The 21719-nt window shown below is 28.3% G+C and carries 26 protein-coding genes; 23 read left to right on the plus strand and 3 right to left on the minus strand.

Going from position 1 to position 21719, the window contains the following annotated elements; all coding sequences use genetic code 11:
- The first annotated feature begins 133 nt into the window (after positions 1–133).
- The 21 genes from ACSYT2_RS01410 (at position 134) to ACSYT2_RS01510 (ending at position 18080) form a co-directional block, all read left to right on the plus strand.
- Positions 134–643: an RNA polymerase sigma factor gene (locus ACSYT2_RS01410; protein WP_438382923.1), complete on the plus strand. Its 510-nt coding sequence runs from the start codon at positions 134–136 to the stop codon at positions 641–643.
- A complete protein-coding gene (locus ACSYT2_RS01415) occupies positions 633–1613 on the plus strand; it encodes an anti-sigma factor (protein ID WP_438382924.1) in 981 nt (326 codons plus the stop codon). Before ACSYT2_RS01410 ends, ACSYT2_RS01415 begins: the two co-directional genes overlap by 11 nt.
- Before the next feature lie 14 nt (positions 1614–1627).
- Positions 1628–2431: a hypothetical protein gene (locus ACSYT2_RS01420; RefSeq protein WP_438382926.1), complete on the plus strand. Its 804-nt coding sequence runs from the start codon at positions 1628–1630 to the stop codon at positions 2429–2431.
- Between the two features lie 318 nt (positions 2432–2749).
- Positions 2750–3586: a hypothetical protein gene (locus tag ACSYT2_RS01425; RefSeq protein ID WP_438382928.1), complete on the plus strand. Its 837-nt coding sequence runs from the start codon at positions 2750–2752 to the stop codon at positions 3584–3586.
- Between the two features lie 210 nt (positions 3587–3796).
- Entirely contained in the window at positions 3797–5410 is a 1614-nt protein-coding gene (locus ACSYT2_RS01430) for a beta-N-acetylhexosaminidase (RefSeq protein WP_430858184.1), read from the plus strand.
- Positions 5411–5573: 163 nt separating this feature from the next.
- Positions 5574–6014: a MarR family transcriptional regulator gene (locus ACSYT2_RS01435; protein WP_430858219.1), complete on the plus strand. Its 441-nt coding sequence runs from the start codon at positions 5574–5576 to the stop codon at positions 6012–6014.
- A gap of 1 nt (position 6015) precedes the next feature.
- Positions 6016–6576 (plus strand): cyclase family protein, encoded by a 561-nt coding sequence (locus ACSYT2_RS01440; protein ID WP_438382930.1) that lies wholly within the window; start codon positions 6016–6018, stop codon positions 6574–6576.
- Between the two features lie 192 nt (positions 6577–6768).
- The gene (locus ACSYT2_RS01445; protein ID WP_438382932.1) at positions 6769–7185 is read left to right on the plus strand and encodes a hypothetical protein; all 417 of its coding nucleotides are present in this window, start codon (positions 6769–6771) and stop codon (positions 7183–7185) included.
- A gap of 353 nt (positions 7186–7538) precedes the next feature.
- Positions 7539–9029: a PTS transporter subunit EIIC gene (locus ACSYT2_RS01450; protein WP_438382934.1), complete on the plus strand. Its 1491-nt coding sequence runs from the start codon at positions 7539–7541 to the stop codon at positions 9027–9029.
- 18 nt (positions 9030–9047) lie between these two features.
- A complete protein-coding gene (locus tag ACSYT2_RS01455; RefSeq protein ID WP_438382936.1) occupies positions 9048–9692 on the plus strand; it encodes an N-acetylmannosamine-6-phosphate 2-epimerase in 645 nt (214 codons plus the stop codon).
- 116 nt (positions 9693–9808) lie between these two features.
- Positions 9809–10609: a MurR/RpiR family transcriptional regulator gene (locus ACSYT2_RS01460; protein WP_438382938.1), complete on the plus strand. Its 801-nt coding sequence runs from the start codon at positions 9809–9811 to the stop codon at positions 10607–10609.
- Between the two features lie 140 nt (positions 10610–10749).
- Complete coding sequence (locus ACSYT2_RS01465) at positions 10750–11631, plus strand: aminoglycoside 6-adenylyltransferase (RefSeq protein ID WP_438382939.1); 882 nt, start codon at positions 10750–10752, stop codon at positions 11629–11631.
- 208 nt (positions 11632–11839) lie between these two features.
- Positions 11840–12049 carry a hypothetical protein gene (locus ACSYT2_RS01470; RefSeq protein ID WP_438382941.1) on the plus strand — a complete coding sequence of 70 codons (210 nt, stop codon included), beginning with the start codon at positions 11840–11842 and terminating at the stop codon, positions 12047–12049.
- Complete coding sequence (locus ACSYT2_RS01475; RefSeq protein ID WP_438382942.1) at positions 12042–12488, plus strand: DUF2691 family protein; 447 nt, start codon at positions 12042–12044, stop codon at positions 12486–12488. The genes ACSYT2_RS01470 and ACSYT2_RS01475 overlap by 8 nt, the downstream gene beginning before the upstream one ends.
- Before the next feature lie 318 nt (positions 12489–12806).
- Positions 12807–13511, plus strand: coding sequence for a LytR/AlgR family response regulator transcription factor (locus ACSYT2_RS01480; protein WP_438382944.1), 705 nt, complete (start codon positions 12807–12809; stop codon positions 13509–13511).
- A gap of 15 nt (positions 13512–13526) precedes the next feature.
- Positions 13527–14834, plus strand: coding sequence for a sensor histidine kinase (locus ACSYT2_RS01485; protein ID WP_438382946.1), 1308 nt, complete (start codon positions 13527–13529; stop codon positions 14832–14834).
- 24 nt (positions 14835–14858) lie between these two features.
- Positions 14859–15359 carry a DUF1648 domain-containing protein gene (locus ACSYT2_RS01490; protein WP_438382948.1) on the plus strand — a complete coding sequence of 167 codons (501 nt, stop codon included), beginning with the start codon at positions 14859–14861 and terminating at the stop codon, positions 15357–15359.
- Positions 15360–15560: 201 nt separating this feature from the next.
- The gene (locus ACSYT2_RS01495) at positions 15561–16340 is read left to right on the plus strand and encodes a ZIP family metal transporter (protein ID WP_438382951.1); all 780 of its coding nucleotides are present in this window, start codon (positions 15561–15563) and stop codon (positions 16338–16340) included.
- 42 nt (positions 16341–16382) lie between these two features.
- Positions 16383–16538 carry a hypothetical protein gene (locus tag ACSYT2_RS01500; RefSeq protein WP_430858191.1) on the plus strand — a complete coding sequence of 52 codons (156 nt, stop codon included), beginning with the start codon at positions 16383–16385 and terminating at the stop codon, positions 16536–16538.
- 137 nt (positions 16539–16675) lie between these two features.
- The gene (locus ACSYT2_RS01505; RefSeq protein WP_430858192.1) at positions 16676–17176 is read left to right on the plus strand and encodes a hypothetical protein; all 501 of its coding nucleotides are present in this window, start codon (positions 16676–16678) and stop codon (positions 17174–17176) included.
- A 370-nt stretch (positions 17177–17546) separates the two neighbouring features.
- Positions 17547–18080: a histidine phosphatase family protein gene (locus tag ACSYT2_RS01510; RefSeq protein ID WP_438382952.1), complete on the plus strand. Its 534-nt coding sequence runs from the start codon at positions 17547–17549 to the stop codon at positions 18078–18080.
- A gap of 80 nt (positions 18081–18160) precedes the next feature.
- On the opposite strand, the gene ACSYT2_RS01515 is transcribed toward ACSYT2_RS01510, so the two are convergent.
- Entirely contained in the window at positions 18161–18811 is a 651-nt protein-coding gene (locus ACSYT2_RS01515; protein ID WP_438382954.1) for a glycosyltransferase, read from the minus strand.
- Positions 18812–18959: 148 nt separating this feature from the next.
- On the minus strand, positions 18960–19709 hold the full coding sequence (locus ACSYT2_RS01520; RefSeq protein WP_430858195.1) for an acyl-[acyl-carrier-protein] thioesterase: 750 nt from the start codon (positions 19707–19709) through the stop codon (positions 18960–18962).
- 120 nt (positions 19710–19829) lie between these two features.
- Between ACSYT2_RS01520 and ACSYT2_RS01525 the strand changes: the two genes are divergently transcribed.
- Both ACSYT2_RS01525 and ACSYT2_RS01530 read left to right on the plus strand, forming a co-directional pair.
- Positions 19830–20261: a hypothetical protein gene (locus ACSYT2_RS01525; protein WP_438382955.1), complete on the plus strand. Its 432-nt coding sequence runs from the start codon at positions 19830–19832 to the stop codon at positions 20259–20261.
- A 77-nt stretch (positions 20262–20338) separates the two neighbouring features.
- On the plus strand, positions 20339–20782 hold the full coding sequence (locus ACSYT2_RS01530) for a MarR family winged helix-turn-helix transcriptional regulator (protein ID WP_430858197.1): 444 nt from the start codon (positions 20339–20341) through the stop codon (positions 20780–20782).
- 68 nt (positions 20783–20850) lie between these two features.
- On the opposite strand, the gene ACSYT2_RS01535 is transcribed toward ACSYT2_RS01530, so the two are convergent.
- Complete coding sequence (locus ACSYT2_RS01535; RefSeq protein ID WP_438382958.1) at positions 20851–21504, minus strand: DUF305 domain-containing protein; 654 nt, start codon at positions 21502–21504, stop codon at positions 20851–20853.
- Between the last annotated feature and the right edge of the window lie 215 nt (positions 21505–21719).

Here is a 21719-nt window from a genome sequence, read left to right on the forward strand (position 1 = left end):
CATATCGAGTGGCTTTTATTGGTATACTTGTATTTAGTTTAAAATAATTGTATACATATTTACAATTGAAACGTCATAATAAAGAAGTACTTCAAAATAGTTACTGTCAATTAGCTTACTTTAGGGGGGAATAATGAAGAGTGAATTAATAAATGAGATGTTTGAAAAAAAGAAGAATCTCATATACAAGTATTTGCTTAAAATTGGGTGTAGTCAAGATAATGCAGAAGACATAGTCCAAGATACCTTCTATAAAGCACTGAAGTATATTGATGGTATAGATGCTAATAAGATTTCAGCATGGCTTTTTAAAGTAGCAATTAATAATTACTATGATATGTGTAGAAAAAATAACAGATATATTCATTTGAATATTGATGAAGATATTTTTAAAGAAAGCCTTACAGATAGTAAGTTTGTTGAAGATTTTATATTGGATATAGAGAGAAAGGAAGAAATTCTTAAGGTATTAAATTCTATTAGTGAGATTCATAAAAATCTATTATTTTTTAAATACGATATGGGTTTATCATATAAAGAAATATCAGAAGTATTAGGTATAAACGAAAAGACGGTTAAGACCTATATTTTTAGGGCAAGAGAGCAGTTTAAGAAATTATGGAGGGATGATTATGGGTATTAAGAGTGATGATGAAAGATTAGAAGAATTATTTAATATGAATGAAGCACCGGATTTTAACAGAACAATTAGAAAGGCTAAGATGTTTTCAATAATGAGAACTATTATAGTAAGTTTTATGATATTTATTATTATAAGCTTTGGAGTACTTATATTTAATACAACTACTTTAAACAAAATGAGTATTAAAGAGGAGAGACGATTAAATAATTCTTTTAGGGTTTCTATGCCAAATGCTTATTTAGGGGGTATTCAAATTGATGACAGGATTATGGTTGGTGAAATAAACTATGTAAGATATAGGTTTTTAGGAAATAAGCCTGTAACTGATGGAAGTTATAAAGAAGAGTATACTTATATGCCTTTAATTAACGGAATATATGGTGATATGGGAAACTATTTATACACTGGTAGTTATAATCAATCAGAAGAGGTTTCAGAGTATAATAAAGCAGGAAAAAAAGTTATGAAATTTTATCATCCATCAGTGGAATATAGTAATTATATAAATGATTTAGGAAATCTCTCTGAAATAGAAGACAACAAGTTGATGGAGGTATCATTATCATTTAATAAAGCCTATAGTATTGATGAAGTGAAGAATATGATTCCTAGTGATATTACTTTAAATTGGTATTGGGTTGACACATTTACTACAAATGCTAAGGAGTTATCAGAAAAAAAATCATTTAATGAATATGATGTTTATGGCATTAAGGCTTTGGATAATAGGGGGAATCCTATTGATAGACCTGAAGATGATTTTATAGGTGTTATTCAACAAAGTAAAATAGATAATGGTCAATATGCGGAAATATTCAATACTTTATGTAATGGCAAAAATGAAATTAATAAAGATGACTTAAAGATAATAGGAGTAGTTGTTAGTGGAGATAGTAAATCATTAAAAAATTTAAAGAATAATGAGTATATTAAAGGAGCAACAATAGGGGCAATCGTAGATAAATACTAATAAGGGGGATAGATATGAAGACATATTTTAAATTAGAATTAAAAAAGGCTATATTTTCATGGAAGACTATGTTATCTATTATAATACTCACAACATTATTTATAGCACCTTACTTAAAGGAAGGTACATCACCCTATTTAGAGCTTGATGGAGTAGATATGTTTTTAAGAATTTCTGGATTTTCATATATAGGATATATAGCACCAGTTGTAGTAGGATTAATTTATTCAACATCAATAATTGAGGATAAACAATCAGGATTTATGGATAAGATAATAGAAATAATAGATAGAAAAACATATTTTAAGGTAAAGTTACTGGTAAATAGTTTGGCAAATTCAATTATTTTTGGAATAAGCTATGGGATTGTTATTTTATATTTAATCATAAGTTTGGGAATAAGTAGTGAAATTCAAGATGAGATGTTAATGGGGTCCTTTGTTAAAGGTAGTGTATTTATAGGAATATATGATATTTCAAAATTATTGTATATTGTTACAATATTTTTATTAATAGTAATATCTTCAGTTGCATTTTCAACTTTCCTACTTGCTGTTACAACAGTAAGTAGGAAAAAGATTATAGCCTATATACTACCTATATTTTATGTGGTGATTACTGGAGTATTTTTTGAAATATGGGTTTTAAATGGAACAGTTGATTTTAATATAACAAGGTTATTTAATATGGCTATATATAGGAGGGGAAGTGGAATTGGTATATTATTATATGATTTGATACTAATGCTACTTGGTATAGGTTTCATTTATAGATTTGCCTATAAGGAAAATTTAAAATTAAAGGAAATAATAGAATAAAGAAAGATAGTTATTTATGTATAAAAAAGTAATTGAAATAAATAGTGATGAATTATAATCATTAGAAAAATAATAAGATAGTATTAAAAAAAGGCTGTAACTAATGTGGTAGCCCTTTTAATTTGGTAATAAAGCATAATTACTAGATAAATGTATATGAAATTAAAATCCTATGGACTACTAAAATTTTTAAGTGATATACTAGTAGTTCTAATTTTTGTATATAGTTCACAATTGCATTTAAATATGCAGATAATATATTACATATATGGTAATATATTGTATATTTATCCTTAAAAAATACTAAGGAGTGAGAATATGAGCAATTTAAAAGTTAATTTAGGCATTGGAGTTTCATCAGATGTGAAAAGTGACTATATTGATAAATTAAAAAGAGGAAAAACAAATGAAGAAGTAACCCGAGAGATACTAGAAATGTACAAGGAGGAGCTTACAGATAGTGATGATGGACCAGACGTATGGTTTGGATTAGCAAATGTACAATGGGATTATGGTAGGCTATTACCTGAGGTTAAAGAAAAAGCATTAGAAGCGCTAGAGGAAATAGAACATCTAGACAGGTACAAAGAATCAAGCAAAAGTGTATATGAAAAAAGAGTAAAAACTCTTGAACTATTAAAAGAAAAATTATCTATGGAAATGTCACCTGAGAAGAAGGTCAGTAAGTATAAACCCTATGTAATTGATTGGAAAGATGGAGACATATTTGCCTATAAGCTAGATAATAAATATAGTAAGGAGACAGGCTATTATGGCAAATATGCCTTATTAAGAAAAGTTGGAGATGGAAGTTATTGGCCTGTTCATACAGTTCCAGTAATGCAAATATATAAGTGGATTAGTGATGAAGTACCTAATATAGATATAGTTAATGAGTTAAGTCTTAATCCAGCTTATAGAACACCGAGTATTTATAAGGATTTAAAGAATGATAAGCTTCCATATAAATTTCAGTTGGACATAACATCAAAATCACAAATATCCAAAGATAAATTTGTGTATTTAGGGAATTGTGGTACTACAGAAAATCCTAAACATCAACAAAATCAAACGGAGGGTTTTCATGGTTATTTAATAAAAAGTTTAGATGACATAATAATTTGTTCACTAGAGTGGTGGAAGGATATAATTTAAGAGGTCAGGAACCTGTAAAAAAATACGGGTTCCTGATCTTGTTTTCATTTGGTAAATATAGTTCAGTTTAAAAATGAAGTATGTATTTTAGCCAATCTATCATTTCAAAATTGATTTATAGTATATACTATGAACTTTAGGTTATAAAATAATAATGAAGGTTATATAGTAAGTACAGAAAATTAATGATGAACTAAGGAGGGTGAACTAATGAAGAATTTATCTAATAATCTTTGGAAGTATATATCTATAGCATTGATATCACTATTAGTAGTAGGGCTATCTGTTAATATGATTTCTAGAGGTAATAATGAGGTTAAAGAAACTTTGGCAGAAGAAAGTAGTGGTAATACTATTATTCCAAAACCTATAAGTTATACAAAAGGTGAAGGGAAATTTATACTTACCAAGGATACTTCAATTTATGTAAAGGGAAAAACAGATGAGGAAACAGAAGAAATTAATAAAGTTGCAGAGTTTATAAAAGGAAAGCTAAAAGCTTCAACAGGATTTGAATTAAATATTATTAAAGGAGATAATCCCCCTAAGGGGAGTATTTATTTAACTACCTTAGGATCAGAAGAGAGTAAAGGAAATGAAGGTTATAAAATAGTAACAACTCCTGAAAAGGTTAGTATTATAGCCAATAAACCAGAAGGACTTTCAAGAGGAGTTCAAACTTTAAGACAACTATTACCACCAGATATTGAAAAGAGTACTGTAGTTACTAATGTAGAGTGGAGTATTCCAGCTTCAACAGTAGATGATAAACCTGAATATAGTTATAGAGGTTTAATGATTGATGTGGCTAGACACTTTTTTACTGTAGATGAAGTTAAGAGACAAATAGATCTTGCAGCTCAATACAAAATAAATAGGGTTCATTTACATTTAAGTGACGATCAAGGATGGCGTTTAGAAATAAAAAAATGGCCAGATTTAACTACTATAGGTGGAAGTACAGAAGTAGGTGGTGGACCTGGAGGATATTATACACAGGAAGAGTTTAAAGACATAGTTAAATATGCAGGTGAAAGATATGTAGAAATAATTCCAGAGTTCGATATGCCAGGTCATACTAATGCAGCTTTAGCATCTTATGGATTTTTAAATGAAGATGGTAAAAAGAAGCCTTTGTATACAGGAACAAAGGTAGGATTTAGTTCCTTTATGACTCATAGTGAAAAGACCTATGAATTTATTGATGATGTAATTAAGGAAGTTGCTGCAATATCACCTTCAAAATATTTTCATATAGGTGGAGATGAGGCAGATAGCACTAAAAAGGCAGATTATGATTACTTTGTTGGTAGGGTATCTAAAATTGTTGAGAAGTATGGAAAGACTCCAATTGGTTGGGATCCAATAGATACTTCTCCAGAAATAAATTCAAGTACAGTATTGCAAAATTGGAAGGATTCAAATGAGGCAGCTAGGCAAAAAAAGATGAATATGATTATTTCAATTGCTCCAAAAGCTTACTTAGATATGAAGTACAATGAAAGTACACCATATGGATTAGATTGGGCAGGTTATATACCAGTAGAAACAGCATATACATGGGATCCTACTGATTATGCTCCAAAGGAATTAGTTTTAGGTGTAGAAGCACCATTATGGACAGAAGCAATTACTGATAGAAAAGCTATGGATTATATGATATATCCAAGGTTGCCTGGTTATGCTGAAATAGGATGGACATCTAAAGAAGCTAGGAATTGGAATGAATATAAGAGTAGATTAGAAAAGCAAGGAATAAGGATGGAAAACCAAGGTATAAATTACTACAGGGATAGTAGTATATGGGGATCTGAAAATAAATAAATTTTACTAAAAGCTATTTGAATTATTATTCTTATAGCTTTTTTTATCATTAATGAAGTTATTAACAAACAAAATTGTTGACAGGGAAACAAAAATGAATTAATATTGTATCCAAGGAAACAAAAGAAATGGGGTGATTGCTTTGAATAATATAAATAGTATTATGGGGAGCCTTAAAGAAATATATGAAAAAGAAGAGGTCTTAGGTAAGGTAGCATTTAAAGGAGAATATGAAAAATATGGAGTTTCAGAAATACATTGTATAGACCTAATTGGTAGAATTGAAGATCCTAATGTTACTAAAATAGCTAAGGGAATGAATATGACAAGAGGTGCTATAAGTAAGATTAGCAAGAAACTTTTAAGTAATAATCTTATTGATAAGTATAAAAATCCAAACAATGATAAGGAAATATATTTTAAATTAACAGAGTTAGGAGAAGAGTTATATAAACAACATGAAATAAAACATAAGGAATGGGAAGAACGAAATAACAAGTTTTTTAAAGATATAGATAAAGCTGAGCAAGATGTGATAGCTAGCTTTTTGAAGAAATTCAATAATTACTTGGATGAAATAATAGAAGAAGAGGGAGAGAGATAATATGAATCTACATTTAAAAGAATTTAATATTCCCAAGGAAATACTAAAGTGGGGTGATTCAAAGCCAGCCCATCAAAGACAACATATAGGAACACATATTGATTGTTATAATTTATCAACTATAGAATTACCATCAGAAATAGAGGTAAAGGTAATAGATGTTAGAAATATTGATATTATAGATGTTGATATATTAGATAAAATATCAATAGAGGAAGAATCTTTTATAATATTTAGAACAGGATATTTAGAGAAGTATGGATATGGAAGCGAGAAGTATTTTAACACAGAAGGAAGTCCATATTTGACAAATGAACTTGTAGATAAATTATTAGATTTTAAGGTGAAGTTAATAGGAATTGATTTAAGTGGAATACAGCATGGAAAGGATCATGTAATAATAGATAAGTATATTGAAAGTAAGGGAGCTTATGTTGTAGAAAATATATGCAACTTAGATAAGGTGGATTCTGACTTTAAAGCAAGTTTAAATTGGATTCAATCAGAGGGTGCTACAGCTATAAAAGTTGAGATTGAGACAAAGAGTTCTGTTAATAAATAGGAAGGAAGAGGTAGTAATATTCTTATAATCAAAGTAAGTAATAGAGCTTAAGACATAACTTATGAACCAATTAAATATAGGCCGAATAATATATTATGTATAACATGTGACTAAAATATTAATTAAATTTTAGTTTAGAAAATATATGAAAAGATTAATAAATTAAATCAAAGTATATTGGGGATGAAACAAATGGCATATAGATATATTGGTTCAGGTTCTGGACGTGATGTATTCGATTTGAGAAATGGATATGTAATTAAGGTAGCAAAGAATATGGCTGGAATTGCACAAAATCAAACAGAATATAGGATTTCATTTAATGAGAATTCAGATATATTTGCAAAGGTAATAAAAGTTTCAGGTAATTTTAAGTTTCTAATAATGAAAAAGGCAGAAAGGATAAATAACTTCTCAGAGGTATTAAGATATTTTAGTACTACAAACAATACTGAGCTACTTAGACTAAAGGAAATAGAAGCTATTCAGAGAAAGTATGGTTTACTAGGAGCAGACTTAGGTAGAAGTAGTAGTTGGGGAATAATTAATGGTAAGCCAGTAATTGTTGATTATGGCTTCACTAAAGAGGTAAAAGGGAGATATTATTAAGCAAGTTTTAATAATAATATTAATTATAGAAATCAATAGTTAATAAGAAGGAGCAGTATCTTTTAATGGTATTTCTTCTTCTTTTTTTTATATTAAGATAAGTTAAGGAAAATAGACATTATGAAATAACTTTTGAATGTTATAAAAGAAGGGTTTATGAATAGGACAGGAAGAAATCTGAAATACTTTATTATAGGGGGAAGAAAATAAAACAACACAAATGTTAAAAATTTTTATAAAAAACTATTGAATAAAAATTATTTTCATGATAATATGTAAACATATTCATAAGAAAATTATTTTCTTAAAAAAATAATGGTAAAAATATTTTTCATAAACAAAGGAGGAACAAAATGTTTAAACAACTACAAAAAATAGGAAAATCCTTTATGTTGCCAATTGCTATACTACCTGCAGCTGGTCTATTACTTGGGATTGGTGGTGCATTATCAAATCCTAACACTGTACAAGCTTATCCATTTTTAGATATTCCATGGTTACAAGGTATTTTCTCAATAATGGCATCTGCCGGAGATATAGTTTTTGCAAACCTAGCTCTTATAATGTGTATAGGTCTTTCAGTTGGACTTGCTAAGAAGGATAAAGGTACAGCAGCTTTAGCAGGTGCAGTAGCATTTCTAGTAATGAATGCATCAATAAAAGGTATGATAACTGCTTTTAATCCTTCTGTTGAATCTATTGATACAGGTGTTGTTGGCGCAATTGTAATCGGTTCACTAGTTTCCTATCTACATAATAAGTATCACAATATTCAATTACCTGCTATTTTAGGATTCTTTGGAGGATCAAGATTTGTCCCTATAATATCTTCATTTGCTGCTATTGGTGTTGGTTTTATTTTCTTCTTAATATGGCCTACATTCCAAGGTTGGTTAGTTTCAGCTGGTAATGGAATTGCTAATTTAGGACCAATAGGAACATTCTTATATGGATTTTTATTAAGATTAACAGGTGCAGTAGGACTTCACCATATGATTTATCCATTATTCTGGTATACAGAGTTAGGTGGAGTTGCACAAGTTGCTGGACAAACTGTTACAGGTGCACAAAATATATTCTTTGCTGAATTAGCTGATCCAAATCATGTAGGATTATTTACGGAAGGTACAAGATTTTTTGCAGGACGTTTTGCTACAATGATGTTTGGTTTACCAGCTGCATGTTTAGCTATGTACCACTGTGTACCAAAAGCTAAAAGAAAATTAGTTGGTGGTTTATTCTTAGGAGCTGCAATTACTTCATTTGTTACTGGTATTACAGAACCAATTGAATTTATGTTCTTATTCGTTGCTCCATGGTTATATGTTGTTCATGCAGTTTTTGATGGTTTATCATTCTTCCTAGCTGATATATTAAATATCTCAATTGGAAATACATTCTCAGGTGGATTAATAGATTTCTCATTATTTGGTGTACTTCAAGGTAATGAAAAAACTAATTGGATATATGTAATCTTTATAGGAATAGCTTGGGCTGCATTATACTACTTCACTTTTAGATTCTTAATTACTAAATTCAATGTTATGACTCCAGGTAGAGATACAGAAGGAGATGAAGTTAAGGTAATAACAAAAGAAACTATGGGTGCTACAGCTGCTGAAATATTAGCTGCTTTAGGTGGTAAGGAAAATATAGATGATGTTGATGCATGTATTACAAGACTTAGAGTTGCTGTAAAAGATGTATCAAAGGTTGATAAAGATAAAATCAAATCATTAGGTGCTACTGCTGTACTAGAAGTAAAAGGTGGTATTCAAGCTATCTTTGGAGCAATGGCAGATCCATTAAAGCAAAAAATTAATGAAATTATAGATAATGAGTAGAGATAAGGAGTTAAAGAAATGAATAGAGGATTAATCGTATCATGTCAAGCACTAGAAAATGAACCACTTCATAGCTCTTTTATAATGGGTAGAATGGCTGTTGCAGCTAAAGAAGGTGGAGCTGTAGGAATTAGAGCTAACACAGTAGAGGATATTAATGCAATAAAGAAAGAAGTTGATCTACCTATAATAGGTATAATTAAAAAGGACTATCCTAATTTAGTACCATATATCACTCCAACAATGGTTGAAGTTGATGCACTTGTTGAAGCAGGGGTTGAAGTAGTAGCCCTTGATGCAACAATAAATCAAGATGTAAGCTTTATAAAAGAAGTATTTAAAAAGTATCCAAACCAAAAGTTTATGGCTGATATATCTACTATTGAAGAAGGTATAAGAGCAGATGAATTAGGATTTCATTATATTGGAACTACATTAGTTGGATACACAGATCAATCAAAAGGATTAAATAATTTTGATGTATTAAATGTCTTAATTGAAAAATGTAAGGCGCGTATTATAGCAGAAGGAAACTTCGATACACCTGAAAAAGCTAGACGAGCTATGGAAAATGGTTGTTATTCTGTTGTAGTAGGAGGAGCTATAACAAGACCTCAACTTATAACTAAGAAGTTTAATGATGAAGTAGTAAAAGCATTATAATAGATTAAGTACTACATATGAGATAGAGGTTGTAAAAATCTCTATCTCTTTTATTTCACTAAATCTTGTATTATGCTATTATATAATCAAATCGATTGTATAGTGGAGGTTTTTAAGTGGACATTTTATGCGAAATACAAAGGGTATATAATAGTTTTTCAGATAAAGAAAAATCTATTGCAGACTACATTTTGCAACATGGGGATATGATAAAAAATATCAATATAACGGAACTAGCAAAAAATATAGGAACTTCTGGTGCTACAATTACTAGATTTGTTAAGAAAATAGGCTGTGATAGTTTTGTAGATATGAAAATAAAGTTGAATTCAAATAAAGTAGATATAGATCCTACCCAAGAAGAAGGTATATTTTCTTATGTATATCAATATTATAATGAGGTTATTGAAAGAACCAAGCATCTTATAGATAATGAATCTATTTTTAGAATAGTAAGGGAGATAAAGAAGGCTAATAAGATATACATATATGGTGTTGGAAGTTCTGGGCTAACTGGAAATGAAATGATGCAAAGATTATTGAGAATGGGGTTTAATGTTTATTCAATTTCAGATTCTCATATGATGATAATAAATAGTTCAATAGTTTCTGAAAAAGATTTAGTTCTTGGAATATCTATATCAGGTGAAACTAAGGAGGTAGTACAAGCTCTTAGAATATCGAAAGAGAAGGGTGCAAAAACTGTCTCTATAACAAGCTTGGAAGATAGTAGTATAACAAAGTACTCAGATATTAAATTTACTGTGTATAATGCAAAGTTTATTGATAAAAACAGATTCATTAACACTCAATTTTCTACAATGTATCTTCTAGACCTTATTTCTATGGTCTTATTAAAAGACGTAAACTTAAGTAATAAAATGCAAATTACTATTGATGCAATTATAAAAAAATAGAATAGCCTAAATTGTTAGTAGTAATTTCATACAGAGAAGAGTTTAGAATGAGTCTGAAATATGATATTTAGATAAAAAGTTATACCCTATAGAAGAATCTATAGGGTATATTTATATAAATATTAATAAGGAGATTATATATGAGAAGGGAAAAAGAAATGATGGACCTACTTTTGAAGGTTGCTAGTAAAGATGAACGGATTAGAGCAGTATTTATGAATGGGTCAAGAACAAATATTAATGTACCAAAGGATATTTTTCAAGATTATGATATAGTCTATGTTGTTAAAGAAACAGAATCTTTTATAGAAGATGAAGATTGGATTAAGGTATTTGGAGAAATCCTTTATATGCAGAAGCCAGAGGAAATAGATAAATTATTAGGAGAAGAATGTAATATTTCAAAGTGCTATGGTTATTTAATGCAATTAGCAGATGGAAATAGGTTAGATTTACGTTTAATGAGAATTGATTATGCTAAGAAAATGGTTTTAGAAGATAAGCTTGCAAAGATTCTTTTGGATAAAGATAAAGTTTTACCAGAAATACCTGAGGTAACAGATGAAGATTATCATGTAAAGAGACCTGATGAAATCCTATATTATAGATGTTGTAATGAGTTTTGGTGGTGTCTAAATAATGTTGCAAAGGGCCTATGGCGTGAGGAGATTCCTTATGTTATGGATATGCTAGATCATGTTATAAGACCAGAGCTAAAGTCAATGCTTATATGGAATGTAGGAATAGATACAAACTTTTCTTTAAGTGTAGGTAAAAGTGGTAAGTATTTAAAGAAATACTTAAGTGAAGATATTTGGAGAAAGTATTTAGAGACATATTCAGTTGCAAGAATAGAGGCAATTTGGGATTCTGTATTTATAATGTGTGATTTATTTGAAGTACTTTCTCGTAAGATAGCAAAGGAATTTTCATTTAAATATAATGAAGAAGAGGCTAGAAATAGTCTTAGGTTTTTAAAGAATGTAAGAGAATTACCAAAGGATGCAATAGAGGTTCTATAAGTGATGAGAGTAGTTAATCATTACTTTTTTTATAAGCAATAAAATTTAATTATGATGAAGACTTATAGAGTGAGTTATTAAATAATAAAATATTTGATTAATATGCTATGGGTAAACTAAATGACTTTAATTTATGATTTATTCCCCTTGAAAAGATATTATTTTTTAGAATGTCCCACAAGTGGGTATAGGTGCATTCGCAATTATTATGTACAATTGGGATTATATTGAGGCAAATAGTGTGGAAATTTTAAAAGTATTAAAAAATGTTTTTTATCAGTTTGCAGGTTATATTCAATCATATTATAATGCTATATTAGTACAGAGGGAGAATATTGCAGAAGAAAATGCTAGAAGTCTGCTGGTAAAGGAAAAAGAAGTGGACCAATTAATAAATAGGAGTGATTACATTGATTAAAGGAATTACTTTTAATATTCCTAATGAAGAAGGTGATTATTTATTTAATATATTAAATTGTATAGATATAAAAAAGTATACTTGGTATATATCAGATGATGATGTTTTAGATGAAGATGATAAGTGTTTTTTTGAGAATAGCATTATCTCTGGAGAATTATTATATAATAAGTTATTAAATGAAAAAACATATGTAATTAATTTAAACTTAAGCGGTTATATAGAAGACACAGCTAAACATATATGTTTTCACACATATGAGGAATTTGAAAAAAGTAAATGTAGTATCTGTTTAATAATTATAGATTGTACTGATGTTGAAATATATTTTAGAGATGAGATGGATTTAAAAGATTCATACAATTATTTTAAAAACTATAATATTGATGTTAAATATATAGATGATAAAAGGCTTAGGGCTAGTTTAGATATTTTTTAATTTTATATAATATAAAGGACTGTAGTAGATTTGTGTAAATACAAATCTACTACAGTCCTTTTTATGCCTTATTTCCTCAGCAATAATAATGTCAAATAGAAAAAGACATATTGAATATATGTATTTCAAGTATCAAAAACTGTACCTTATGCAAAGGCTATTGTTATCAGTAATTAAGGAATATATAATAAAATCAACCTAGGGATAAAAAATAAAAATACTACTGAGTAGCAGAGATTGTATGAAAATATTGTAAGTATTTGTAATGGATTATATAATATTCTTTGGCGAAAGAATTTTAAATTTTGGAGAAGAATAATGATTAAAATTGCAATTTGTGATGATGACAGAAATATTATTAATGAAATCAAAAACTGTATAGAAAGTTACCAGGGGTTAGAGTATAGCATTACAACTTATGGAAGTGGAGAAGAACTTTTAGAAGCTAGTGAGAAATTTGATCTAATATTTTTGGATATTGATATGACTGGTATAAATGGTATTGAAACAGCAAAGGAAATAAGAAATTATGACAAAGCTGTAAAGATAATTTATGTTACAAGCTACACTGATTATTTAAATTTGGCATTTAGTGTACATGCTTTTGGATATTTAAATAAGCCCGTTAAAATGGAGCAAATACATAGTCAATTAGATGAAGTTTTAAGTTATTCAATGGAAGAAAAAGAAGAGGTTTTAGAATTTATAACTACAGAAGGAGTAGTTAGGCTAACAGCAAAGGAAATATATTATTTTGAATATATAAACAGGACTGTAAAACTAAAAACACTAAAGGAAAGTTATATTTTAAGAGATAAGATAACAAGAATAGCAAATGAAATGGAAGAGTACGGATTTTTAATGCCACATAAAAGCTTCACAGTAAATTTATTTCATGTTAAATCAATAAAAGGATACGATATCTTTATGATGGATGGAAGTATCATTCCGCTATCACAAAAGAAATCAACAGAATTTAGAGATGAGTTTAATATGTTTTTAGAAAAACGTATTTTACAATAAGGAGACTAAGTTATTATGGATAGCCTACTTCAAGTTACATTGGTAATTATAATTTTGTTACTTCAAGTTTTCTCACTATATATAGTATTTGACTTTATGAGTAAATTTGAGAGAACTTTATATCATAAAAAAAGTGATTATATTTTAAGCTACTTTATATTCTTATTAGTACTTATCTTAACTGGTGTTGTTTTTGGAAATGGGTTTATTAATTTAATCGTAAGCTTGATAGGTACAGTAATTATAGGCCATTGCCTTTATAATGATCAGAAGATTTTCATAGTCTATTATAGTATTTTTATTGTAATCTTATCTGCATCTCAGATTATAGTAAGTAGCATATTTCAAGGTATAGTTACTTTAGGAAATATAACCTTTAACAATTTAGATCTAGCTGTTATAACGAATTCAATTGTAATACAGTTTGCTAATTTAAGTGGATCAAAGTTGTTTATACATTGGTATAAGAATAAGAGGATTAATAGACTAAGTAAAGCTCAATTTTTTAACTTTTTACTTTTACCTATGTTTAGTATATTTTATATAGTTACTTTAATGATGTATTTTCAAACAAATATATCCTTTGGGGACTCCTTGGTATTACTTGTGAATATAGTTTCTATTATTGCTTTAAATATTTTTATTACAGATATTTTTCAATCTATATCAAAAAATAATGAAATGAAAAGTGAGCTGTTACTTTATGAGCAACAATCTAATATGCAGTATGAGTATTACAATTCCTTAGAGGAAAAATATAAAAGCTCTAGAAAGATTATCCATGATATAAAGAATCATCTTCATACTATAGAGAATTTGTATAACCTAAAAGAAGAGGAAAAAGCTAATTATTACAGTAAAGATTTATACAAGATGTTTGATGGTCTTGAGCAAAGATATTATACAGATAATAAGGTACTAAACATTATTATAAATGATAAATGTGAAGTAGCTAAGAAATTTGGAATAAGATTAGATTGTAAGATAGGGGATGTAAATTTAGGTTTTATTAAAGATATAGACTTAACTACAGTATTTTCTAATCTTCTAGACAATGCTATAGATGAGGTTAAAGGTCTTGTAGAAGAGAAAGAAATATTCTTAAAAGTAGACAAGTTTAATGAATTTTTAGTTATTAATATTAGTAATTCACTTAGATCTAAGCCTATAAGAACCAATGATAAATTTAAATCTACTAAGGAAAACCACAAGGGATTAGGATTGCAAAATGTAAAAATGGCAATAGAAAAGTATGAAGGTAATTTAAGAATAGATTTTAATGAAAAAGAGTTTAAGGTTAATATAGTTATTCCAATAGATTAAAAAGAATTTAAGGGGGAAGTTTAGATGAGTAATAATAAGCCGAAAATAAAAATAGAAACAACAAATTTACATAAGCTTTTGGACATAGTGTCACTTATTTTAGTAGGAGTTACATTAGTTTATACAGTTATGAAATATAGTGTATTACCTGAAATAATACCTATTCATTTTGATCTTGCTGGGAAGTTCTCAGGGAATGGAGCAGGTAAGAATGGAATATTTATATTTATCCTTATTGGTGTAATATTATATTTAGGATTATTCCTTTTATCCAAGTTTCCTGAAAAATATATGTATAAGGTTGAAATAACAGAGAAGAATGCAAGAAGACAATATTCATTAGTTAAAACTTATATGAAAGTAGTTAGCTTATTAATTGTCACATTAGTTTGCTATATGCAATATAGTGTAATAAATGCAATTATTCAGGGCAAGGATACTGTAGGTATGTCCTATATGATATTTGGTGGACTAATAGTAATATCAGCAATTGCATATACAGTAAGATCTAAACAGATTAAATAACTTAATTTGTAACTAGTTTAAAATTTTAATATTAGTTAACAGATTATATTAGTATATAAGGAAGATAGCATTATGAATAAATTTGAAAAATATTTAATTAGTACTTGATGGTTGAGATAAAATAATATAGTATATTAATTAATAATCAATATCAATTAATGGATTGAAATAGTTATTTATTTAATAAAAGGAGGGATAACAATGGAGATTCTAATTGGACTTTTAATACCACTTATAGGTACATCATTAGGCGCAGGTTGTGTTTATGCGATGAAAAAAGAAATGAATTCAAAGGTTAATAAAATACTTCTTGCATTTGCTTCCGGTGTTATGATGGCAGCAGCAGTATGGTCTTTAATTATTCCTGCTATAGATATGTCCGCGGATATGGGAAAATTATCTTTTATGCCAGCAGCGATTGGAGTATTAGCTGGAATTATGTTTTTATTTTCTTTGGATAAATTAATTCCACATCTTCATATAGATAGTGATAAACCAGAAGGTCCAAGTAAATACAACATAAACAAAACTACAAAGCTTGTATTAGCAGTAGTACTTCATAACATTCCAGAAGGAATGGCTGTAGGAATTGTTTTTGCAGGTATTATGAATGGAAGCAGTGCAATAACTATTGCTTCAGCTTTTGCACTCTCTATAGGAATAGCAATTCAAAACTTCCCGGAAGGTGCAATAATTTCAATGCCACTTAGAAGCGAAGGTATGAGTAAAAATAAATCTTTTCTTTACGGGGTATTATCAGGAATAGTAGAGCCTATAGGAGCAGCAATTACAATAATATTTGCTAGTACTATTACACCAATAATACCGTATCTGCTTTCATTTGCAGCAGGAGCAATGATTTTTGTTGTAGTGGAAGAGTTAATTCCGGAAGCAGCACAAGACAACAATTCTGATATTAGTGCAGTAGTTTTTTCTATAGGATTTGTAATTATGATGATTTTAGATGTGGCACTATCTTAGTATTGAATTATGAAAAAGCACAACCATTCTTTGTGATATGGAGTGCTTTTTTTATCAACTAATTCATATTTAATTCAAGGAAAGACCTATGCCCCAGAATTAAAATTAAATGCTATAAAAAGCGATTTAGGTCAATCTATTGATGATGATCAAAATAATAACTTAGGTTATGAAAAAATAACTCTATACTTGAAATAATTAAAAAGTTAATTTATAATATAATAAGTAAAAGTTTTAGACGCGTATAATGGTTCAGCGTGAGATCAAGTGATTGGTCTCGCGCTTATTTTTTTGCCTAAATCTTTTAAATATTTAAGAAGAAAGAGGAATGAGTTATGGATTTTCACATGAAATTACCACGAAACAAGAAAGAGTTTGCACTTTTTATGGCAATAATTTCAATTATATCAGTTAATATAATTGCACCATTAATTACTTGCTTTGAAGTTGGATTTCATATGCACGTATGGGGAGATGTGATAAAAGTGATACCGTTAATATGCGTAAGTGTTATTTTATTGGTTTTACTTACACATAAACCTGCTGCATGGATGAAATCAAAAATCATTGAAAAAGATGACAGTTTCAATGCTCATATTATTGTTGAGACATTATGCACTGTATTTTTAATGTCAATATTCTTGACTGTAATTGGAGCTTGGATTGGTGGAAGACAAGTTAGCATGGAACCTATTCATATGTTCTTTTACAAATGGCCACGAAACTTTGCTATTGCTTTTGCAGTGGAAGCTTGTGTGGCACAGCCAATAGCAAGATTGGTTATGCTAAGGTTGCATTTAATAAAGGACAATCAAAAAAGTAATAAAGTAGCTTAAGGAACAAGAGAAGTTGGTTAAAGTATTTGGCTGGTTCTTGATTTGCTTAAAAACTTATATAAAAGTAGTTAGCATAATAGAATGTAGACTGTGGAAAATTTATTATGGATAAAAATAGAAAAAATAAGATAAATATGATATTATATAAGGAATTATAAGTGCAGATAATAATATAATACACTAGCTAAAAATGTTAATCCTATTAAATCTAGCGAGTACTGGATTCCTAAAATGCCATCAGAGTTCTTGAATTATTGGGAGAATCTTAATCATCATTGTCATGGATATTATAAAAGTGTATCGAAGGCATATTATATTAAAATATAATAAGTGAAATATAGTATAGATAGGATGACAGGTGGAGGAGGCTATGAAAATAGGAATGGTTAGACATTTTAAAATTGATTATACACATAAAAGATTAATGGATTCTAATGAGTTTCAAGAATACATTACTAACTACGATAAAGCAGGCGTAATAGAAAATAAGATTGATATAAGTTATGATAAATGGGATAGATGTTACTGTAGTGATTTATCAAGAACTATAAAAACAGCAGAAAGTATTTATGGTGAAGAGATAGAAACTACTAAATTATTAAGGGAAGTTACAATGTATCCAGTAGTAAAATCAAAGATTAGAATACCAAGTTTTATATGGAGTATTACTTCAAGAATTGGATGGGAAATAAATCATAAGTCCCAATTAGAAGGGATAAATGATACTAGGAAGAGAGCAAAGGAATTTATAAATAAGTTGGATATTAATAAGTCAGAAAATATAATTATAGTATCACATGGATTCTTTATGATTACCTTAGTTAAGGAACTAAAAAAGTTAGGATTCAATGGAGATGTTCCAATGAACATTAAAAATGGTTATTTATATATACTTGAAAATTAGATGAAATTTTAAAGCTAATAAAAAATAATCCCCTATGTAAGATAGAATAATGAGTAACTTACATAGGGGATAGTTTATAATTATTTAAATTTATTTGGGAATTGCTTTATTATTCCATCAATAAGTACATCAGCAAACATAATCATATGATCTTCACCTTTATCATAAACTTCAATATCTGTTTTCCAATCCTTATTAAGTCGTGCTACAACTTGATCTGTTATTAGTTGCAAGTGTTTATATAACATATCTTTTAAAGTGGTTTTTGAATAACTAGGATTGATAGAGCTTAAGTAGTCAGCAATTTTATCTGCATTTTCATACCATAGTTTATTATTTTTATCTAATTCATCTTTATTACCTGCTTTAGCTGCATCAACGACTTTTCCGGCAACTTCTATATGTTCTCTTAGAAGAATAGCAAGTTTATTCCCAGCCTCATCTCCAAAGTAAGGTTTAATTGAGTTTCCAATATCATCTTGGTTTTTAAGAAGTCGTTCTGTTACAGGACCTTTGTCTACTAGTGAACTTAAATCACTTACAATAAAACTTCTGGTCCATAAAACATGATCAATCCAAAGTTTTCTTTCTGCCATCCTTAAGTCACAGATAGATTTGTTAGAAAAATTATCTTTGGATGATATATCCTCTATAGCATTTGTTGTTAGTGGTATTAATACTGAAGCAAATAAAAATAATGACAATAATAAATTTCTAAAAACTTTCTTCATTTGTGTATACTCCTTTTATTATTAAATTCAAATTTAGTTTGTTCAAAGTTATATTTATGTATACGATATTTCTATAGGTAATTAATCTTAATAATAAACTTGAAATTACATATAATAAGTTAGGTAAAACTAAAAGGAATAGCAGATGCTATTCCTTTCTCCATTTTAATTGTAATTTAGTAAGAAGTTTTTCTTCATTACCTATTATAGTATGAAGGGTTGTAATTGTATTATCATCATTTTCTATAACCTCAGTTGAGATATGAAGGGTATCCCCATCAGTTGTTTCCTTCTTAAATAAAATCTTAATATTAGCTAATTCATACTCATTAATTATATTCCTTGGTAAAGTATCTATGGACATTTCAATATATTTCACATTATTAACATGATTATTTGAATCAATATCACTATACCTAATAGGGAAGTCCTTAGAGAAATCTTCTTTTTCTAACTTCAATATATCATCTAGTGGAATGTCTTCTTCCAGTTCACCTTTAACGCCATATATCTCATATTGATCAGGATATATTTTCATAGGACGTCTTTTTTCGAAATCTATTAAGATTGCAATTGAAAGTACATCACCTATAACCTTATTTTCTGAATTTCTAATAGTATATTTTCTATAACCATAGAATTTTTTAACTCCTAAAACTTGAGTATCTACTGAGATGGTTTCTTTATATTTAGGATACTCATAAATATTTATATCATATTTTAAAAGAACCCAGATACAATTATTATGTACAAAGCCTTCCTCTGTTTCACCTACAGCTTCAGATTGAGAGATAACTATATCCCATAGATAATTTACTATAGTTGAATATTTACATTTTAAATTCGAATCTACATCGTAAATGTTTATTTGATAATCTTTTTTGAAAATATCATTCAAGCACATCACTTCCTTATAATTCCATAATGTTTTATAATTAAAATAACATAATAATAAATATTATACAATATACGGGGGGTAAATATTAAATAGATTAATTTTAGAAGGGGTGTATAAAAAGTGAAGAGAATGGTAAGTGTAGTATTAGTTATTTTAGTAGGTATTATTGGATTATTTGGTTGTAAAGATTCAAAGTCTAAAGAGATAACATTAGATGGAAGCAATGAATTAATAATGAACTATTTAGAAGCTTTGAGTAATAAGGATATAAAAGAACTTAAGAAATATAGCACTCCTGAATTTGGAAAGAGCATAGGTGATGATAAAACAGTCTTAGAGAATACTCTTAAATCTGCTGAATTATTATTAGCTAAAATTGATTCAATTGAAGAAGATAGAGTGAAGGTATATACAGAGGTGGAGATAATTTGTTATGATACTCCAGAGTCTGCACCAGCTGGTGATTGGATAAATGGAGAAACAATATCAAAGAAGTATTTTGAATTGAAATATGTTGATGGTGAGTGGAAAGTAGATGGATGGGGAGCCTAATAAAGAGTTGTATATTAAGGGGCATTATGTTAAACTTATAACAGTTTCATATGCAACTGAAATTAGGAGGAGATGTCTTGAAGAGAGAATCAATTGGAAAGTACATAGCTGGTATTTATAGAAATTCTCAATGTATTATTAATAAAAGATTAGAAGGTTATGATATTGGATGCGGTCAGCAGGATTTTTTATATATAATATGTAACAATGAAGGTTTAAGTCAAAAGGAATTAAGTGAAAAACTACACATTGGAAAGGCAACTACAGCAAAGTCTATTAAGAATTTAGAGGGGAATGGATATATAATAAGGGAAAAAGACCCTGAAGATAAGCGTTTTTATAAAATATATCTAACAGATAAAGGTAGAGAAATAGCACCTTTAATAAACTCAACTTATAAAGAAATGCTAGATATATATAGTGAAGGCTTTTCAGATGAGGAATATATTCATATACTTAATTCACTCAAGAAAGTCCTTGGTAATCTTCATGGAGCTAAAAACTGTGGAGAGTGTGAGTAGTAATTAAAAGTGATAAATATTGAAAAAAGTAGCTTCCAGTGGTCTTCTGGGCTACTTTTTTAGGTTGATTAATTATTTTGTAAAGTTTTTAAGAGGGATTTCATTTCTTGAACACCCTTACTTTGGGTAGATACTATATTTTCAGCTAATTTTGTTATGTCTGGATCTTTGGTATATCCTAATATGTCCTTTGCCATAGCAATAGCACCCTCATGATGATATATCATTTGTTGAAGGAAATTAACATCAACATTATCAGTGATTTTAACACCTTCCATTTCTTTAAACATATTATCTTTTATTTCATTATATTTTTTTATATAGCTTTCAGAAGATTCCTTATTTGAAGGTGGCTCTTTTTCAAATTTGCTTTTTAACTCCATCATTATTGGAATCTGAGCTTCTTGAGATGTAACGATATTTTCAGCAATTTTTTTTACAGCTGGATTTGAGCCATATTTTATTATTGCTTTTGCCATATTTATGCCACCTTCATGGTGTGGAATCATTTCTACTACAAAGTCTAAATTTACATTTCCAGTATTAGGTGCATCATTCATTCCCTTTTTCATAGTATTAAAGATTGTATTGTACTCCAAGTTATAACCTTTTTCACCTAAGGTGGAAATATTAATTTCACTGTTGGCATACTGATGTGATGTTAGAAAAATTGGATTTACAAGGGTTGTGGCTATCAATAGTGTTAAAAATAATGTTTTCATAAGTTACCTCCTAAAATTCATTTATAAATAGTATTACTTAAAAACATAGAGATATACTTAAACCATAATAGTAGAATTATTCATTATCTTTTTATAGTAAGATAAGAATAATTATTATTTAAAACAAATTAATTCTATGCTATCATATTTGATGAAAATAATAATGTACATATTAATACAATATAGGAAGAGTATATTAAAAATAAATAGAAGAA

Source organism: Clostridium zhoujianii (assembly GCF_051590805.1).
Lineage (GTDB): Bacteria > Bacillota > Clostridia > Clostridiales > Clostridiaceae > Clostridium.

Excerpts from the sequence above, each read along its gene's own strand:
- ACSYT2_RS01470 (WP_438382941.1), top strand. The coding sequence starts at position 11,840 with ATGTACAATTGGGATTATATTGAGGCAAATAGTGTGGAAATTTTAAAA.
- ACSYT2_RS01485 (WP_438382946.1), top strand. The coding sequence starts at position 13,527 with ATGGATAGCCTACTTCAAGTTACATTGGTAATTATAATTTTGTTACTT.
- ACSYT2_RS01535 (WP_438382958.1), bottom strand. The coding sequence starts at position 21,504 with ATGAAAACATTATTTTTAACACTATTGATAGCCACAACCCTTGTAAAT.
- ACSYT2_RS01495 (WP_438382951.1), top strand. The coding sequence starts at position 15,561 with ATGGAGATTCTAATTGGACTTTTAATACCACTTATAGGTACATCATTA.
- ACSYT2_RS01435 (WP_430858219.1), top strand. The coding sequence starts at position 5,574 with ATGGGGAGCCTTAAAGAAATATATGAAAAAGAAGAGGTCTTAGGTAAG.
- ACSYT2_RS01430 (WP_430858184.1), top strand. The coding sequence starts at position 3,797 with ATGAAGAATTTATCTAATAATCTTTGGAAGTATATATCTATAGCATTG.
- ACSYT2_RS01455 (WP_438382936.1), top strand. The coding sequence starts at position 9,048 with ATGAATAGAGGATTAATCGTATCATGTCAAGCACTAGAAAATGAACCA.
- ACSYT2_RS01425 (WP_438382928.1), top strand. The coding sequence starts at position 2,750 with ATGAGCAATTTAAAAGTTAATTTAGGCATTGGAGTTTCATCAGATGTG.
- ACSYT2_RS01440 (WP_438382930.1), top strand. The coding sequence starts at position 6,016 with ATGAATCTACATTTAAAAGAATTTAATATTCCCAAGGAAATACTAAAG.
- ACSYT2_RS01515 (WP_438382954.1), bottom strand. The coding sequence starts at position 18,811 with ATGAAGAAAGTTTTTAGAAATTTATTATTGTCATTATTTTTATTTGCT.
- ACSYT2_RS01505 (WP_430858192.1), top strand. The coding sequence starts at position 16,676 with ATGGATTTTCACATGAAATTACCACGAAACAAGAAAGAGTTTGCACTT.
- ACSYT2_RS01445 (WP_438382932.1), top strand. The coding sequence starts at position 6,769 with ATGGCATATAGATATATTGGTTCAGGTTCTGGACGTGATGTATTCGAT.
- ACSYT2_RS01465 (WP_438382939.1), top strand. The coding sequence starts at position 10,750 with ATGAGAAGGGAAAAAGAAATGATGGACCTACTTTTGAAGGTTGCTAGT.
- ACSYT2_RS01450 (WP_438382934.1), top strand. The coding sequence starts at position 7,539 with ATGTTTAAACAACTACAAAAAATAGGAAAATCCTTTATGTTGCCAATT.
- ACSYT2_RS01415 (WP_438382924.1), top strand. The coding sequence starts at position 633 with ATGGGTATTAAGAGTGATGATGAAAGATTAGAAGAATTATTTAATATG.
- ACSYT2_RS01420 (WP_438382926.1), top strand. The coding sequence starts at position 1,628 with ATGAAGACATATTTTAAATTAGAATTAAAAAAGGCTATATTTTCATGG.
- ACSYT2_RS01490 (WP_438382948.1), top strand. The coding sequence starts at position 14,859 with ATGAGTAATAATAAGCCGAAAATAAAAATAGAAACAACAAATTTACAT.
- ACSYT2_RS01480 (WP_438382944.1), top strand. The coding sequence starts at position 12,807 with ATGATTAAAATTGCAATTTGTGATGATGACAGAAATATTATTAATGAA.
- ACSYT2_RS01410 (WP_438382923.1), top strand. The coding sequence starts at position 134 with ATGAAGAGTGAATTAATAAATGAGATGTTTGAAAAAAAGAAGAATCTC.
- ACSYT2_RS01510 (WP_438382952.1), top strand. The coding sequence starts at position 17,547 with ATGAAAATAGGAATGGTTAGACATTTTAAAATTGATTATACACATAAA.